Raw genomic sequence first — 15,930 nt, 5'->3', positions numbered from 1 at the left:
CTTTTCCTGCAACGGGGCTACAATTTCATTTTCCCAACTGAGCAAGCGCATCGCTCTGCCATGAAACCGCAAAAAACCGCAGCCAAGACCGTGAAAAACAAAACCAAGCCAGCTGAGTCGGAGGTCGCAGTGACCGCTGGTTTCTCCCTGGAGCCGGTGTACACGGCCTTGCGCAAGCGTTACCCCGCGGCCGCGCAGGCCGAGGCAGTGGCATTCGCAGCCGATTTCTACAAGCGCATGGAGTCGGACGAGTTCCCGCACCACACCGCTGAAGAGTGGGCGGCGCTGGCGGCAGACACCCTGGAGTTCGCGCGTGCACGCAAGGCCGGCAAGGCCAACGTGCGCGTGTTCAACCCCACGGCCAAGGCCAACGGTTGGGAATCGCCGCACACCGTGCTGCAGATCATCAACGATGACATGCCGTTCCTGGTCGACACCGTCACCATGTCGCTGGCCGAACAGGGCGTGGGCGTGCATGTGCTGGGCCACCCGGTGCTGCGCTTCACCCGCGACAAGGCCGGCAAGCTGGCCAAGGTCGGCGAGGGCGATGCCGAATCGGTGATGCTGCTGGAGATCGACCGCCAGCCGGCCGAAGCCATGGCCGCCATCGAGCAGGCCATCAACAAGGCGCTGGATGAAGTGCGCGCCATCGTGCGCGACTGGCAGCCGATGAAGGACAAGGCGCTGGCGCTGGCCGACGACCTGGGCAGCCGCCAGCTGCCGGTCGACGATGCCTCGCGTGCCGAAGCGCAGCAGTTCCTGCGCTGGGCCGCCGACAACCACTTCACCTTCTTCGGCTACCGCGAATACCGCGTGGAGAAGCAGGGCAAGGAAGACGTGCTGGCGCCGCTGAACGACACCGGCCTGGGCCTGATGCGCGGCAAGGACAAGTCCGCCGCACGTCCGGTCAAGACCCTGGCCGCGCAGGGCCTGAACACCACGTCCGGGCTGAAGGACGCGCTGATCCTGACCAAGACCAATGCCCGTTCGCGCGTGCACCGCGCCGGCTACATGGACTACATCGGCGTGCTGGAATTCGACGCCAAGGGCAGGATCATCGGCGAACAGCGCTTCCTGGGCCTGTTCACCTCCAGCGCCTACAACCGTCGCCCGTGGGAAATCCCGCTGGTGCGCCAGCGCCACGAATACGTGATGAAGCAGTCCGGCCTGGCCCCGGCCAGCCACAGCGGCAAGGCCCTGCGCCACATCCTGGAAACCCTGCCGCGCGAAGAACTGTTCCAGTCCAGCGAGGACGAACTGTTCCGCACCGCCATGGGCGTGCTGGGCCTGCAGGAGCGCGTGCGCAGCCGCCTGTTCCTGCGCCGCGACAAGTACAGCCGCTTCATTTCCGCGCTGGTCTACCTGCCGCGCGAGCGCTTCAACACCGACGTGCGCCTGCGCATCGAGGCGATGCTGAAGGAAGCGCTGCACGGTGAGTACGTGGACAGCTCGGTGGTGCTGGGCGAATCGCCGCTGGCCCAGGTGCACCTGATCGTGCGCCCGAAGCCGGGCGAAATGCTCGACGTGGATACCGCCGAACTGGAGCAGAAGCTGGCCCAGGTGCTGCGCAACTGGCAGGACGACCTGCGCGAAGCGCTGGTGACCCGCCATGGCGAGACCGAAGGCCTGCGCATCGCTGCCCGCATCGGCAAGGCGCTGCCGGCCGGCTACATCGAAGACAACAGCACCGCCGTTGCCGCCAACGATGTCAGCCAGCTTGATGCCCTGACCGGTCCGGACGACCTGCGCCTGAGCCTGCAGGCCGTGCCGCGCGAAAGCGGCGATGGCCTGCGCCTGAAGCTGTACCGCCAGCTGGATGACATCCCGCTGTCGGACGCGCTGCCGATGATGGAAAACATGGGCCTGCGCGTGATCGCCGAGCGTCCGTACCGCCTGTCGGTCGACAACGCCCCGGTGTACGTGCAGGACTTCGAGGTCGAATCGACCGCCGGCGCCATCGATGCCGCCCGCGTCGATGAAGCCTTCGGCGAGACCTTCGCCCGCGTGTGGCACGGCGATGCCGAGAACGATGGCTTCAACCGCCTGGTGCTGGCTGCTGGCCTGCATTGGCGCCAGGTCGCCATGCTGCGTGGCTACTGCAAGTACCTGCTGCAGACCGGCGTGCCGTTCTCGCAGGCGTACGTGGAAGGCACCTTCTCGCGCTACCCGCTGCTGGCCCGCCTGCTGGTGGAACTGTTCGAAGCCCGCTTCGATCCGGCCACCGGCCATGAGAGCAAGGACGACATCGCTGCCGGCCAGGCCCAGCTGAAGGCCCACTTCGATGTGCTGGCTGCCGCCGACGATGCCACCCTGAAGGTGCTCAAGACCGTCGTCGATGCGCGCAAGGGCGACCGCGATGCGCAGATGCAGGCCGCGCGCGAAGCGCTGCTGAAGCTGATGGACCGCGTGTCCAGCCTGGACGAGGACCGCATCCTGCGCTCGTTCATGGGCGTGATCGACGCGACCCTGCGCACCAGCTACTACCAGACCGATGCCAACGGCCAGCATGGCCATGTCATCAGCTTCAAGTTCGATTCGGCCCTGGTGCCGGACCTGCCGAAGCCGCGTCCGTACCGCGAAATCTTCGTCTACGGCCCGCGCGTGGAAGGTACCCACCTGCGCTTTGGTGCAGTCGCCCGTGGTGGCCTGCGCTGGTCGGACCGTCGCGAAGACTTCCGCACCGAGGTGCTGGGCCTGGTCAAGGCGCAGATGGTCAAGAACACCGTCATCGTGCCGGTCGGCGCGAAGGGCGGCTTCTTCGCCAAGACCCCGCCGGTGAACGGCGATCGTGATGCGGTGTTTGCCAACGGCGTGGCCTGCTACAAGCTGTTCATCCAAGGCCTGCTGGACATCACCGACAACATCGTCAACAACAAGATCGTGCCGCCGGTGGATGTCGTGCGCCACGACATGGACGACCCGTACCTGGTGGTGGCGGCCGACAAGGGCACCGCGACCTTCTCCGACATCGCCAACGGCCTGGCCATCGCGCACGGCTTCTGGATGGGCGATGCGTTCGCTTCCGGTGGCTCGGTCGGTTACGACCACAAGGGCATGGGCATCACCGCCCGCGGTGCGTGGGAATCGGTCAAGCGCCACTTCCGTGCACTGGGCCGTGACAGCCAGAGCCAGGACTTCACCTCGGTCGGCGTGGGCGACATGTCCGGCGACGTGTTCGGCAACGGCATGCTGCTGTCGCGCCACATCCGCCTGGTTGCTGCGTTCGACCACCGCCACATCTTCCTGGACCCGAACCCGGATGCGGCCACGTCGTTCGTCGAGCGTGAGCGCATGTTCACCGTGCCGCGTTCGAGCTGGGCGGACTACGATGCCAAGCTGATCAGCAAGGGTGGCGGCATCTTCCCGCGTACCCTGAAGTCGATCGAGATCACCCCGCAGGTGCGTGAAGCGCTGGGCCTGGACGAGAACGTCAAGGCACTGTCGCCGAACGACCTGATGAGCGCGATCCTGAAGGCACCGGTCGACCTGCTGTGGAACGGCGGCATCGGTACCTACGTCAAGGCCGCCAGCGAGCAGCACAGCGATGTCGGCGACCGCGCCAACAACGCCCTGCGCGTGAACGGTGGCGAGCTGCGCTGCAAGGTGGTGGGCGAGGGTGGCAACCTGGGCATGACCCAGCTGGGCCGCATCGAAGCCGCCCAGGCCGGCGTGCTGCTCAACACCGACTTCATCGACAACTCGGCCGGTGTGGACACCTCCGACCATGAAGTCAACATCAAGATCCTGCTCAACGATGTGGTGCGCGCCAAGAAGCTGACCGTCGAGCAGCGCAACAAGCTGCTGGCGTCGATGACCGACGAGGTCGCCGATCTGGTGCTCAACGACAACTACCGCCAGAACCAGGCCCTGAGCCTGATGGAGCGGATGGCGGTCAAGCGCCTGGGTTCCAAGCAGCACTTCATCCGCACCCTGGAACAGCAGGGCCTGCTTGATCGCCAGATCGAGTTCCTGCCGTCCGATGCCGAGCTGTCGCAGCGCAAGGCACGCGGCCAGGGCCTGACCCGTCCGGAACTGTCGGTGCTGCTGTCCTATTCCAAGCTGGTGGCGTTTGCCCAGCTGCTGGATTCGGACATCCCGGAAGATCCGTACCTGTCCAAGGAACTGCAGCGCTACTTCCCGACCCCGCTGCAGAAGAAGTACGCCGACGCGATGGAGCGTCACCGCCTGAAGCGTGAAATCATCGCCACGGCCGTGACCAACCAGACCATCAACCGCATGGGCGCCACCTTCCTGATGCGCATGCAGGAAGACACCGGCCGCACCATCGCCGAGGTTGCCAAGGCGTACACCATCAGCCGCGAAACGCTGGATGCCCGCGCGCTGTGGGCACAGATCGACGCCCTCGACGGCACCCTGCCGGAGTCGGTGCAGATCGACGCACTGGAAGTGATCTGGAAGCTGCAGCGTTCGTTCGTGCGCTGGCTGCTGTCGCGCCCGGGCCCGATGCCGGGCATCACCGAGGCGGTCAACCGCTACCAGGGTCCGTTCAACGACATCCGCGTTGCTTCGGGTGTGCTGCCGGATTCGCAGCGTCCGACCTACGAAGCCCTGGTGGCCGAGTGGAAGGAAAAGGGCCTGCCGTCCGCGCTGGCCCAGCAGCTGGCCGAACTGCACTTCCTGGAGCCGGCGTTCGACATCATCGAACTGGCCCGCACCCGCAAGCTGAAGCCGGTGGACGTGTCCAAGATCCACTTCCGCCTGGGCGATGCCCTGCAGCTGCCGTGGCTGTTCGAGCAGATCGACGCGCTGGAGGTCAACGGCCGCTGGCATGCCGTGGCCCGTGGCGTGCTGCGTGACGAACTGGCCGCGCACCACCGCAACCTGGCCGGCCAGGTGCTGGGTACCAAGGGCAGCAGTGCTGAAGCCAAGGTCGCCAGCTGGATCGGCCGCGACGACAGCAGCCTGCGCTTCACCCTGTCGATGCTGGCCGAACTGGCCGAGCAGAAGACCCTGGACTACCCGACCGTGTCGGTCGCGGTGCAGCGCCTGGGCCAGCTGGCCGCGCATGGTGCGTAAGCGCATTCGCGCTGACGCCCCACGGTTTGCTCTGCAAACCGTGGGCCCCATGCCAACCATGCTCCCAGACCCCCGCGCCGTTGGCGCGCCCCCCTGACTCAGGGGGGCTCCTGATCTGCAGCAGTTGGAGGAACGGCCCCGCGAAAGCGGGGCCGTTCTGCATTGCCTGGTCCTGCCGGCCAGCGGCCCGCACGACCGGGTATGCTCTTGCTGGCACACCCACCCGGATCCACCGATGAGCGACACCCCCCGCATCGCTTTCCTGGCCAGCACCGCCGAACCGGCGCAGATGGCCCGCGCGGCGATGGTTTCCCGCTACGGCGACCACGCGCCCGACCAGGCCGATGTGCTGTGCCCGCTGGGCGGCGACGGCTTCATGCTGCAGACCCTGCATCGGCATGGCCGCCTGGGCAAGCCGGTGTTCGGCATGAAGCTGGGCACCGTCGGCTTCCTGATGAACCAGTACCGCGCCGAAGACGATGTGGTTGCACGCATCGCCCGCGCCGAGCCGGCCAACCTGCGACCGCTGGAAATGCTGGCGCTGACCGAATCCGGTGCGAGCACCGGTTCGCTGGCCTACAACGATGTCTCGCTGCTGCGGCAGACCCGCCAGGCGGCACACATCGGCATCGATCTCAACGGCCAGGAACGGGTGGCCGAGCTGATCGGCGATGGCGTGCTGGTGGCCACCCCGGCCGGCAGCACGGCCTACAACTATTCGGCGCACGGCCCGGTGCTGCCACTGGGGTCGCATACCATCGCCCTGACGCCGTTGGCTCCTTACCGGCCGCGGCGCTGGCGCGGAGCCATCCTCAAGGCCGACACCGAAGTGCGCTTCCGTGTGCTTGATCCCTACAAGCGCCCGGTCAGCGTCACTGCCGATTCGCACGAGACCCGCGACGTGGTGGAAGTCACCATCCGTGAGTCGAAGGAGCACCGGGTGACCCTGCTGTTCGACCCGGAACACAACCTGGAAGACCGGATCCTGAGCGAACAGTTCGTTTTTTGACGACAATACGCTGCCGGCCCCGCCGATCGCTTGAAGGACCCCCACCGATGGGCGACAACTCCCCCCGCCTGCTGACCGTCGCGGTGACCTCGCGCGCGCTTTTCGACCTGGAAGAAAGCCATGCGCTGTTCGAGAGCGATGGCGTAGCGGCCTATGCCGAGTACCAGCGCCAGCATGAGGACGACATCCTTGGCCCCGGCGTGGCCTTTCCGGTGGTGCGCAAGCTGCTGGCGCTGAACCAGGGTGCCAGCCCGGAGAACCCGCGCGTCGAGGTCATCCTGCTGTCGCGAAATTCGGCCGATACCGGCCTGCGCATCTTCAATTCCATCCAGCACTATGGGCTGGGCATCATCCGCGCGACCTTCACTGCGGGCGAGCCGACCTGGCCCTACGTGAAGCCGTTCGGCACCGACCTGTTCCTGTCGGCCAATCCCGAATCGGTGCGCAGTGCGCTGCGCCATGGCATCGCGGCGGCGACCATCCTGCCCAAGCCCCCGGGTGAAACCGCGGCGGCTGCCGCCGACCAGATCGATATCACGCGCCCGGCCGGGCAGCTGCGCATCGCCTTCGATGGAGACGCGGTGATCTTCGGCGATGAGAGCGAGCGGATCTCGCGCGAGCAGGGGGTTGAGGCCTTCGGTCGCCACGAGCGCGAGCGCGCCCGCGAGCCGCTCAGTGGTGGCCCGTTCCGCGGCTTCCTGTCGGCCCTGCACACGCTGCAGGAAGTGTTCCCGGCGGGCGACAGCGCGCCGATCCGCACCGCGCTGGTCACCGCGCGTTCGGCCCCGGCGCACGAGCGGGTGATCCGCACCCTGCGCGAGTGGGGCGTGCGCCTGGACGAGGCCCTGTTCCTCGGCGGCCGCCACAAGGGCCCGTTCCTGCAGGCCTTCGGCGCGGACATCTTCTTCGATGATTCGCAGCACAACATCGACAGCGCCCGTGAACACGTGGCCGCCGGTCACGTCCCGCACGGCGTGGCCAACGAGGGCTGAAGCGGATTCGACGGGTGGGTGCCAACCTTGGTTGGCATCGCCGGGCATGGCCCGGCGCTACCGGATGGGGCGGGCCGCGGTGGTAGCGCCGGGCCATGCCCGGCGAGCGCAGCGGCATGGGGCTACGGGCTTCCCGACATCCCCAGCTGCAGGTCCACCACCTTCCAGCGCAGGCCCTGCGGCTCCAGCACCACCTTCATCGGTGGTTCGCCGGGGCCGCGCTGGACGTCGATCACGAAGCGGTCCAGCGCCTCGAAATGGTGTTCGGCATTCTTCAACGGCCGCGCCGGTTCGGTCGGGCCGAACGCATCGCCGCCCTGCAGTTCATTGCGGCCGCGCTTCCACAGCACGTGGCCCTGCAGCATCGCGCCGATGCCGGTCGGCGTGACCATGGTGTCCACCGCCGCACCTCCCAGCTGGTCACCCAGCCCGTACAGCAGCGCGCCGAACGGGCTGGCCGCCACGTCCGGCCCCGCCTGCCGCACCAGGTAATCGTTGAGCTGGGCGCGCAGGCTGCTGCGTACGCGCGGAAAATCCATGTAGCGCTCAAGCCGCGCGGTATCGCGCTGCTCGATGGCCTTGGACAGGCCGTGCACGGTCAAGTACGGGCCACTGAACCACCAGGCGGCCACGGCCAGGACGAGGGCAACCAGAATGCCGATGAGTTTCTTCATGGCGCCCAGACTGCCGCAACTGCGGCAGCGGCAGGTTAAGCGTCAGTGACTGGGTGAGCCGCTGCCATCGCCGAAGGCGGCCACCAGCCGCTGCCGATCGGCGCCATCCAGCGCCTCCAGGCGGGTCTGCAGCACCTGTTCGAGACTGGCCACGCGGGTGGTGCCGAGGATGCCGCTGGCCACGCCGGGATGCTGCAGTACATAGGCGAAGGCGGTCTGCGCCGGCTGCTGGCTGTGCACCGATGCCACCGCGTGGCGCATCGCGCGTGCGCTGCGCATCAGTGCGCGGCTGCTGGGTTTCAGCCAGGTGCGCGCCAGGTACCAGGCGTCGGCCAGCCGGGGCAGGCGTGGCCGTGCCGGCAGCAGGTGGCCCTGGGCGAGCACCGTACCGGCCAGCACGCCGATGCCGGCGGCGGTGAGCTGGTCGATCAGCGGCTCGCGGTCCTGCTGCAGGGCGTTGTAATCGAGCAGTACCACGTCGAAGGCCTCGGGGTGGGCGATCATCCAGCGCAGCGTCACCGCCGAGTGCGTGTTGATGCCGGTGCAGCGCACCAGGCCGCGCTCGCGCAGGCGCTGCAGCGCGGCCAGCAGGTCATCGTTGATGTCGTGCTCGCTGGCGCCATGCAGCTGGTAGATGTCCAGGTAATCCAGCCCGAGGTTGCGCAGCGACGCCTCGCAGCTGGCGGTGATCGCCGCCGCGGAGAAATCACGCTGCTCGGCACCGCTGATGCCGGCCTGGCCGGTCAGCGTGCCGCCCTTGCTGGACACCACCAGGGACTCACGCGGAAAGCGTGCCAGCAGCGGGCGCAGGATGCGGCCCAGGCGCGGCTCGGCATGGAAGCCGGAATAGTTGTGGCCGGTGTCGAGCAGGTTCACGCCCTGTGCCAGGGCGTGCTCGACCACGGCGGCCGCAGCGCCTTCCGCGAAGCGGCGGTGGCCCCAGAAACCGGAACAACCCAGGCCGATCGGCGACACCTGCAGGCCGGTGCGGCCGAGCACGCGCCGCTGCCGGGCCAAAGGCAGTGCCTGCACCATCAGAATTCCAGGTCCAGGGCGGCGCAGAGGTAATCGACGAACGGCCCCAGTGCGGCCAGATCCTTGCCCAGGGTGGACAGCAGCCGGGGGCCGGTCATGGTGTCGTCGTCCAGCGAGCGCCACATCACCCAGTTGCGGTGCTTGAGGTCGTCGATGAACTCGAAGTCGGCGGGGAAGCCGCGCGGCGGCCGCACCAGTTTCTCGGTCTGCTCGAAATCAAAGCGCTTGCGCAGGGCCGGCGCGTGCGCAGCCGCCTTCCAGCTGCCCGGGTTGTCGAGGATGAAATGACGGATGCGTCGCTGCGTGTCCGGCTCCGGATGCCACAGGCCGGCGCCAACGAAACTCTCGCCCGGCTGCAGGTGGATGTAGAACGAAGGCGCGGCCACTTCGCGGCGACGCTCATGGAACAGGCGGGCGCCCTGCCAGGTCTTGTACGGCGACTTGTCGTTGGAGAAACGCGCGTCGCGGTGGATGCGGAACAGCGAACCGCCGACACCGCGCGTGTCCGAACGGAAGTGGTCGCTGACTTCGGTCAATGCTGGCTGCAGATCGCCCAGCAGGCGCAGGAACGGCTGCCGCACATGGTCTTCGTACTGCTGGCGGTGGTCGTTGAACCAGGCCTTTTCGTTATGCCGCGCCAGGCTGCGCAGGAACTTGAAACTGGCGTCGGAGAAATACGTGCTCACAGCGTCTCCTGCAGGTGATGGCCCCAGTCGCGCAGCGACTGCAACAGGTCGGCCCGGCGCGCGTCATCGGGCGCTTCGGCGGCCAGCGCGTCGATCTGCTGCTGGTACTGGGGCAGGTTCAGTTCGCCCAGGCCGCTCTCGCCGAGCAGGCGCTGGCGGCGGTAATCCTGCCAGCGCTCGCGTTCATCCGGTGCGAGGCTGTCGGGATGGTTGCGTGCGCGGTAGCGGAACAGCAGCTCGGGCAGGCGCGGGTCGCGGAAGCGGCCTTCCAGCGCAGCCAGCTGCTGCGGCGCACTGGTGCGGGCCAGAGCCAGCAGCGGCTTGTCGCCCGCCCCGAGGAAGCCGTCATACAGCGAGGCGTCCACGTCGGACACGGTGGCCGGCCGCGGCTGGTTGAAGACCTGGCGCGCCTTCTCGGCCAGCGGTGCGGCAACCGCGCGCAGGCGCTCGGCCTTGGCTTCGATCGCGGCCACATCCAGGCCCAGGCGTGCGTGGTCGTCGGCGCGCAGGTGGTTCCAGGCCACCAGCGCCGGCACCTTGTTCAGATGCACTTCCTTCAGCGGCACGCGTGCCACGCCCTCGGGCAGTTCGCTGGCGCGCATGTACAGGCGCTGGGCGATCACTTTGGCCGGCAGCTCCAGCAGGTCATCGATTTCGCCTTCCAGGTCGAACACGATCACCCGGTTGTTGATGGTCGGGTGCATGGCCAGCGGCAGCACCGGCGCCGCACACAGGCGGCTGGCCGGGTAGCGCATGGAAATGTGCAGCACCGGGTTCATCGCGGCCACGTCCAGCAGGCTGCCGACGAAGCGCTTGTCGCGCAGCTTCAGTGCGTAATCCCACAACCGCGGCTGCGACTGCTTGAACAGCCGCGCCATGCCGATGGTGGCGCGCACGTCCGAAAGCGCCTCGTGGGCATCGCCTTCGCGCACGCCGTTGGCTTCGGCCAGGTGCTCCAGCTTGAACGAGGTCGCGCCATCTTCGCGCAGCGGCCACTGGATGCCCTCCGGGCGCAGAGCACGCATCATCCGCAGCATGTCCAGCAGATCCCAGCGCGAGTTGCCGTTGCGCCACTCGCGCTCGTACGGGTCGTGGAAGTTGCGGAACAGGCCGTAGCGGATGAACTCGTCGTCGAAGCGCAGGGTGTTGTAGCCCAGCGCGCAGGTGCCCGGCCGCGACAGCTGCTCGTTGATGCGGTCGAAGGCCTCGGCTTCGCTGATGCCCTCGGCCATGGCCTGCTGCGGGGTGATGCCCGTGACCAGGGTGGCCATGGGTGACGGCACCAGGTCATCGGCCGGGCGCACGAAGAAACTGACCGGCGTGTCGATCACGTTCAGATCGGCATCGGTGCGCATCGCCGCGAACTGCGCGATGCGGGTGCGGCGCGGGTCCTGGCCGAAGGTTTCGAGATCGTAGAACAGGAAGCTGTCGGCCATCAGTGTGCGCCCTCCAGGACCGGCAGCTGCGCGTGGATCTGCGCTTCCAGCGTGGCCCAGTCGATGTTGTCCAAGGATTGGTGGCCTGCGGTGGCCGCCACCAGCATGTCGCGCTGGATCTCCGTGCGGCGCAGCGCTTCGGCATACGGCGTGTGCAGGAAGGTGACCATGGTGTAGTGCGGCACGAAGCGCGTGGGCCAGCGCCGCTGCAGTTCCTGTTCCAGCTCGCGCTGCAGCAGGAAGGCCGGATCGGCGACGCGGTCGCGCATCTCCAGGTAGTTCTCCAGCGCCATCTGCTGGATGGCACGTGCATTCGGCTTGCGCTCGGCTTCGAAGGCGGCAAAGGCGCCTTCCAGGTCGTCCGCCTCCTGCAGGTGGCGGGCCAGTGCCACGCAGTCCTCGAAGGCGCAGTTCATGCCCTGGCCGTGGAACGGCACCATTGCGTGCGCGGCATCGCCGATCAGCACGGCGCGACCGGCCTGGTGCCAGCGCTGCAGGGTGAGCGTGCCCAGCAGGCCGGGCGGATGCTGTTCCCAGTCCGCGCGCAGGTCCGGGATCAGCGGCAGCGTGTCGGCGAACTCGCGGGCGAACAGTGCCTCGGCCTGCGCACCGGTGTTGACCGTGGCAAAGCTCGGCTCGCCCTTGTTGGGCAGGAACAGGGTGACGGTGAACGTGCCTTCGTGGTTGGGCAGGGCGATGCACATGTAATGGCCGCGTGGCCAGATGTGCAGCGCGTTGCGCTCGATGCGGAACCCGCCGTCGGCCGCAGGCGGGATCTCCAGTTCCTTGTACGAGTGGTCGAGGAAGGCAATGTCCTCGCCCAGCGGCGCACGCCGGTTCATGGCTGCGCGCAGTGCCGAACCGGCCCCGTCGGCACCGATCAGCGTGTCGAAACGGATGTCGTGCGGGCTGTCGTCGCGGTCATCGATGAAGCGCGCATAGCCGGCATCGAAATCGACGGTGTGCAGGCGGCGATGGAAGTGCACGGTGGCGCCGGCCTGTTCGGCCAGTTCCAGCAGCGTGGTGTTCAGGCCGCTGCGGTGGATCGACCAGATCACTTCGCTGTCGTCGCGCCCGTAGCGCTGCAGCTGCGGTTCGCCCTCGCGCGGGTGCACCATGCGGCCGCGCATCATCACCGCGCGGGCCATCACTTCGTCTTCCACGCCGGCCTGGCGCAGCGCGTTGCGGCCGCGCTCAGCCAGCGCCAGGTTGATCGAGCGGCCGCTTTCGTAGTCCGCCACGCGCGGGTCGCCACGGCGTTCGTACAGGGTGATCCGCCAGCCCTGGCGGGACAGCAGGATGGCCAGCAGGGAACCGGCCAGGCCGGCACCGATGATGCTCAACGAGCGGGATGCATGTGCGATCAACGAACTGTCCAGCAAGAGGTGGGGGAGCGGCTTACAGGCCGGCCCAGGCTTCCACTTCCTCGACGAAGTGGTGCACGTCCAGGTAGCGGTTGTAGAGCGGGGTGGGCGAAATGCGGATCACGTCCGGCTCGCGCCAGTCACCCAGCACGCCGATGGCGCGCAGGTGTTCGAACAGGGCGCGGCCACGCTCGCGGCCGGCGAGCACCCGCAGCGAGAGCTGGCAGCCGCGGCGTTCCGGCTCGGATGGGGTGACGATGTCCAGCACCTGCGGCAGGCGCGCCCGCACCAGGGCGTCGAGCAGGCCGGTGAGGGCCAGCGACTTGCGGCGCAGCGCCTCCATGCCGGCCCGCTCGAACAGGTCCAGCGATGCACGCAGCGGGGCCAGGCCGAGGATCGGCGGGTTGCTCAGCTGCCAGCCTTCGGCGCCGATGGCCGGGGTGAACTGCGGTGCCATCTGGAAACGGGTCGCTTCATCGTGGCCCCACCAGCCAGCGAAGCGGGGCAGGGTGGTGTCGCGGTGGTGGCGCTCATGCACGAAGGCGCCGGCCACGGCGCCCGGGCCGCTGTTGAGGTACTTGTAGTGGCACCACACCGCGAAGTCCGGCGCGACATCGTGCAGGTGCAGCGGCAGGTTGCCGACCGAATGGGCCAGGTCGAAGCCGATGCGGGCGCCCTGCAGGCGCGCGATGCGGGTGATCGCATCGAGGTCGAAGGCCTGGCCGGTGCGGTACTGCACGCCCGGCCACAGCACCAGCGCCAGGCGCGGGCCGTGTTCGCCGATGGCGCGTTCGATGGCGGCCATCGAGATCGTGCCGTTGGCTTCATCCGGTTGCACTTCCACCAGGCAATCGGCCGGGTCGAAACCGTGGAAGCGGATCTGCGCTTCCACCGCATGGCGGTCGGTCGGGAACGCGCCGGCTTCCATCAGGATGACCGGGCGCTCGGCAGTGGGCCGGTAGAAGCTGACCATCATCAGGTGCAGGTTCACGCTCAGCGTGTTCATCGCCACCACTTCGCTGGGCAGCGCACCGACCACGCGGGCCAGCTGCGCGCTGACCAGGCGGTGGTAGGACAGCCACTGGGTGGGGCCGGTGAAGTGGCCTTCCACGGCGAGCTCGCCCCACTGTTTCATTACTTCCTGCACGGCGCCCTGCGCGCCACGCGGCTGCAGGCCCAGCGAGTTGCCGACGAAGTAGGTCTGTTCGCCGCCGCCATGGCGCGGAATCAGGAATTCATTGCGCAGCGGGCGCAGCGGATCGGCGGCGTCCAGGGCGATGGCGTGGGTGCGGCTGAGCAGGTCGGACATGGTCGGGCAACAGGCTGCAACGGGGCTGCCAGTGTAGCGCCTGGGGCCTGCGTGATGCCGCGCGGTGCGCTCGCCGGGCGTGGCCCGGCGCTACCCGTAGATCATGCGCACCGGTAGCGCCGGGCCGTGCCCGGCGAACGTTCAGCCCGCCGCCGGTACCGGCAGCGGATCCACATGCCCACATTCGCTGCAGGTGCGCAGTTCCAGGCTGGCCTGGTAGCGCGCGAACACCTTGGGCAGGTCGGTCTCGATGTTCTGCAGCGGGAAATACTCTTCGTGCAGCTTGTGGTTGCAGCGCTCGCAATGCCAGATCACGCCGTCCTTCTCATGCGGCAGGCGTTTGCGCTCGACCACCAGGCCGATGCCGCCAGGCGGGCGCCGCGGCGAATGCGGCACCTTGGCCGGCAGCAGGAAGATCTCGCCGGCGCGGATGGGGATGTCACGTACTGCGCCATCCTCCTGCACCTTCAGCACCATCTCGCCTTCCAGCTGGTAGAACCACTCCGGGCCTTCGTCGTAGTGGTAGTCGGTGCGCGAGTTCGGCCCGCCCACCACCATCACGATGAAGTCGCCGTTGTCGATCATCTTGTTGCCCACCGGCGGCTTCAGCAGGTGGCGGTGTTCTTCGATCCAGGCGTGCAGGTTGATCGGCGAGGCGAGCATGGTCGGTTCCCCTGGGAGGTCAGTCGCGCTTGCCCTTGCGCGGCACGTAGGACAGGGCCTTTTCGTAAGCCGGCTGCAGGTCTTCCTGCGACCCCACGTCGATGCCCATCTCGCGCACGCGGCCGTCCTTCAGGCTGTACACCCAGCCATGCACCATCAGCTTCTGGCCGCGGGCCCAGGCGTCCTGCACGATGGTCGAGCGGCACAGGTTGGCGACCTGCTCGATCACGTTCAGTTCGCACAGGCGGGCGTGCTTGAGCTCATCAGTCTCGATGGCGTCGATGATCGCGGTGTGCTTCTGCATCACATCACCCACGTGGCGCAGCCAGTTGTCGGCCAGGCCGACGCGGGTGTTGTGCAGGCAGGCGTGCACGCCGCCGCAGCCGTAGTGGCCGACGATCAGGATGTGCTTCACCTTCAGCTGGTCTACCGCGTACTGCACCACGCTCAGGCAGTTCAGATCGGTGTGGGCCACGACGTTCGCCACGTTGCGGTGCACGAACACTTCGCCCGGCGCCATGCCGATGATCTGGTTGGCCGGCACGCGCGAATCGGAACAGCCGATCCACAGGTATTCCGGGTGCTGCTGCTTGGCCAGCTGGTGGAAGAACTCGGGGTCTTCCTTCTCGATGCGGTCGGCCCAGTCGCGGTTGTTCTGCAGCAGCTTGTGGATGTCTTTCATGTTCGGGTCCCTGGCGTCGGGTGGGCGAGGGGCGTGGCCGTCCGGCCGCGCCTTCGCGGGAAACAATGCGCTCAGTCGCTGGCGGCGGTCTGCGCGCGGTGCCAGCGCATCCACTGCGCCAGCTCGGTGAAATGCGGGGAGTCGAGCTTTTCCAGTTCGGCGATCACCGCCTGCTGGTTGGCCTCGGGGTGGTTCTGGCTCAGTTTCAGCTTCAGCTGTACCTGTTCGACCTGGAAGCGGAAGCCGATGATGCCGCGCAGCTGGCGACGGTGGTCGTCACGCTGCGGCTCGAACTGCCAGGCCTGGCCGACGCTGGCTTCGAAGCGGTCGCCGATGTCGGAGACCAGCTGGGCCAGCTCGTCGGTATCGTCGAAACGCTGCAGCTGGCCGCGCAGTTCGGCGGCAGCATAGTTCCAGGTCGGCACGCGCGAGGCGGCTTCCTTGTCCGGGTACCAGCTGGCCGATACATAGCCATGCGGCCCGTCCACCAGCACCTTGGCCGCGCCGTCATGGCGCGCCTGCGGGTTGGCCCGGGCCCAGTGGCCGCGCAGTTCGATCTGGTCGCCGTCGCGCCGGTACAGCACGGGCACGCGGGTCAGTTCGGGCAGGCCGTCGTCACCGGTGGTCAGCACGGTGACGAACGGATCACGCGCCAGCAGGCGATCCAGCCAGAGCAGGTCGGTCGCGGCGAAGTCGCGTGGGGTGAACATGGTTTGCGCCTCAGGCGCGCGCGCCCAGCGACTGGATCATGCGCCCGCGCAGGCCTTCATCGCTGCCGGCCTGCGGCGGCTGCACTTCGTGCAGGCTGAAGCCGCGCACCAGGGCGTCTTCTTCGTCCAGGCCGTCGTACTCGACGAACTCGGCGTCGAACAGCTGCGAACGCGCGGTGTCTTCGCTGTCATAGCTCAGCGTGTTGCCATCGCTGTCGAGCACTTCGGCGGTGCCGGCCGGGCGCACGCGCAGGCGGGCCCAGATCAGGGTGTTGCCGAGGCTGGCCAGCCACCAGCTGTCACGGGCGTCGTTGTTGTTGTCGTTCATGTGTG

Annotated in this window: 13 protein-coding genes; 3 read left to right on the top strand and 10 right to left on the bottom strand. The window is 67.8% G+C overall.

The features are described from left to right. The first annotated feature begins 60 nt into the window (after positions 1–60). The 3 genes from AC3WL7_RS07300 to AC3WL7_RS07290 all read left to right on the top strand — a co-directional run bounded on the left by AC3WL7_RS07300 (position 61) and on the right by AC3WL7_RS07290 (position 7,038). The gene (locus tag AC3WL7_RS07300) at positions 61–5,037 is read left to right on the top strand and encodes an NAD-glutamate dehydrogenase (RefSeq protein WP_079222401.1); all 4,977 of its coding nucleotides are present in this window, start codon (positions 61–63) and stop codon (positions 5,035–5,037) included. A gap of 235 nt (positions 5,038–5,272) precedes the next feature. Then, complete coding sequence (locus tag AC3WL7_RS07295) at positions 5,273–6,046, top strand: NAD kinase (protein ID WP_079222400.1); 774 nt, start codon at positions 5,273–5,275, stop codon at positions 6,044–6,046. Positions 6,047–6,093: 47 nt separating this feature from the next. Then, a complete protein-coding gene (locus AC3WL7_RS07290) occupies positions 6,094–7,038 on the top strand; it encodes a 5'-nucleotidase (protein ID WP_033831508.1) in 945 nt (314 codons plus the stop codon). Between the two features lie 122 nt (positions 7,039–7,160). Here AC3WL7_RS07290 and AC3WL7_RS07285 read toward each other — a convergent pair whose 3' ends face one another. The 10 genes from AC3WL7_RS07285 to AC3WL7_RS07240 form a co-directional block, all read right to left on the bottom strand. Beyond that, positions 7,161–7,712 carry a DUF2939 domain-containing protein gene (locus AC3WL7_RS07285; RefSeq protein WP_492749837.1) on the bottom strand — a complete coding sequence of 184 codons (552 nt, stop codon included), beginning with the start codon at positions 7,710–7,712 and terminating at the stop codon, positions 7,161–7,163. A 42-nt stretch (positions 7,713–7,754) separates the two neighbouring features. Continuing rightward, positions 7,755–8,747, bottom strand: coding sequence for an aldo/keto reductase (locus tag AC3WL7_RS07280; protein WP_313418858.1), 993 nt, complete (start codon positions 8,745–8,747; stop codon positions 7,755–7,757). Further along, on the bottom strand, positions 8,747–9,433 hold the full coding sequence (locus tag AC3WL7_RS07275; RefSeq protein WP_079222397.1) for a DUF2461 domain-containing protein: 687 nt from the start codon (positions 9,431–9,433) through the stop codon (positions 8,747–8,749). Before AC3WL7_RS07275 ends, AC3WL7_RS07280 begins: the two co-directional genes overlap by 1 nt. Then, on the bottom strand, positions 9,430–10,869 hold the full coding sequence (gene sbcB / locus AC3WL7_RS07270; protein ID WP_492749834.1) for an exodeoxyribonuclease I: 1,440 nt from the start codon (positions 10,867–10,869) through the stop codon (positions 9,430–9,432). The genes AC3WL7_RS07275 and sbcB overlap by 4 nt, the downstream gene beginning before the upstream one ends. Further along, positions 10,869–12,236 (bottom strand): FAD-dependent oxidoreductase, encoded by a 1,368-nt coding sequence (locus tag AC3WL7_RS07265; RefSeq protein ID WP_079225285.1) that lies wholly within the window; start codon positions 12,234–12,236, stop codon positions 10,869–10,871. The genes sbcB and AC3WL7_RS07265 overlap by 1 nt, the downstream gene beginning before the upstream one ends. A gap of 31 nt (positions 12,237–12,267) precedes the next feature. Continuing rightward, entirely contained in the window at positions 12,268–13,542 is a 1,275-nt protein-coding gene (kynU, locus tag AC3WL7_RS07260) for a kynureninase (protein ID WP_492749831.1), read from the bottom strand. Between the two features lie 141 nt (positions 13,543–13,683). Further along, complete coding sequence (locus AC3WL7_RS07255; RefSeq protein WP_312737758.1) at positions 13,684–14,205, bottom strand: 3-hydroxyanthranilate 3,4-dioxygenase; 522 nt, start codon at positions 14,203–14,205, stop codon at positions 13,684–13,686. 19 nt (positions 14,206–14,224) lie between these two features. Further along, positions 14,225–14,887: a carbonate dehydratase gene (gene can / locus AC3WL7_RS07250; protein WP_079222393.1), complete on the bottom strand. Its 663-nt coding sequence runs from the start codon at positions 14,885–14,887 to the stop codon at positions 14,225–14,227. Between the two features lie 71 nt (positions 14,888–14,958). After that, positions 14,959–15,597 (bottom strand): FMN-binding negative transcriptional regulator, encoded by a 639-nt coding sequence (locus AC3WL7_RS07245; RefSeq protein ID WP_295515561.1) that lies wholly within the window; start codon positions 15,595–15,597, stop codon positions 14,959–14,961. A 10-nt stretch (positions 15,598–15,607) separates the two neighbouring features. After that, positions 15,608–15,925: a hypothetical protein gene (locus AC3WL7_RS07240; protein ID WP_079222391.1), complete on the bottom strand. Its 318-nt coding sequence runs from the start codon at positions 15,923–15,925 to the stop codon at positions 15,608–15,610. Positions 15,926–15,930 lie beyond the last annotated feature (5 nt).

It is taken from the genome of Stenotrophomonas sp. FW305-3-2-15-E-LB1 (genome assembly GCF_058787375.1).
The sequence above is the reverse complement of the archived record's forward strand: the minus strand, read 5'-3'. Positions and strand labels throughout refer to the sequence as shown.

Coding starts and splice junctions, on each gene's coding strand:
- AC3WL7_RS07300 (WP_079222401.1), top strand. CDS start 61: ATGAAACCGCAAAAAACCGCAGCCAAGACCGTGAAAAACAAAACCAAG.
- AC3WL7_RS07295 (WP_079222400.1), top strand. CDS start 5,273: ATGAGCGACACCCCCCGCATCGCTTTCCTGGCCAGCACCGCCGAACCG.
- AC3WL7_RS07290 (WP_033831508.1), top strand. CDS start 6,094: ATGGGCGACAACTCCCCCCGCCTGCTGACCGTCGCGGTGACCTCGCGC.
- AC3WL7_RS07285 (WP_492749837.1), bottom strand. CDS start 7,712: ATGAAGAAACTCATCGGCATTCTGGTTGCCCTCGTCCTGGCCGTGGCC.
- AC3WL7_RS07280 (WP_313418858.1), bottom strand. CDS start 8,747: ATGGTGCAGGCACTGCCTTTGGCCCGGCAGCGGCGCGTGCTCGGCCGC.
- sbcB (WP_492749834.1), bottom strand. CDS start 10,869: ATGGCCGACAGCTTCCTGTTCTACGATCTCGAAACCTTCGGCCAGGAC.
- kynU (WP_492749831.1), bottom strand. CDS start 13,542: ATGTCCGACCTGCTCAGCCGCACCCACGCCATCGCCCTGGACGCCGCC.
- AC3WL7_RS07255 (WP_312737758.1), bottom strand. CDS start 14,205: ATGCTCGCCTCGCCGATCAACCTGCACGCCTGGATCGAAGAACACCGC.
- can (WP_079222393.1), bottom strand. CDS start 14,887: ATGAAAGACATCCACAAGCTGCTGCAGAACAACCGCGACTGGGCCGAC.
- AC3WL7_RS07245 (WP_295515561.1), bottom strand. CDS start 15,597: ATGTTCACCCCACGCGACTTCGCCGCGACCGACCTGCTCTGGCTGGAT.
- AC3WL7_RS07240 (WP_079222391.1), bottom strand. CDS start 15,925: ATGAACGACAACAACAACGACGCCCGTGACAGCTGGTGGCTGGCCAGC.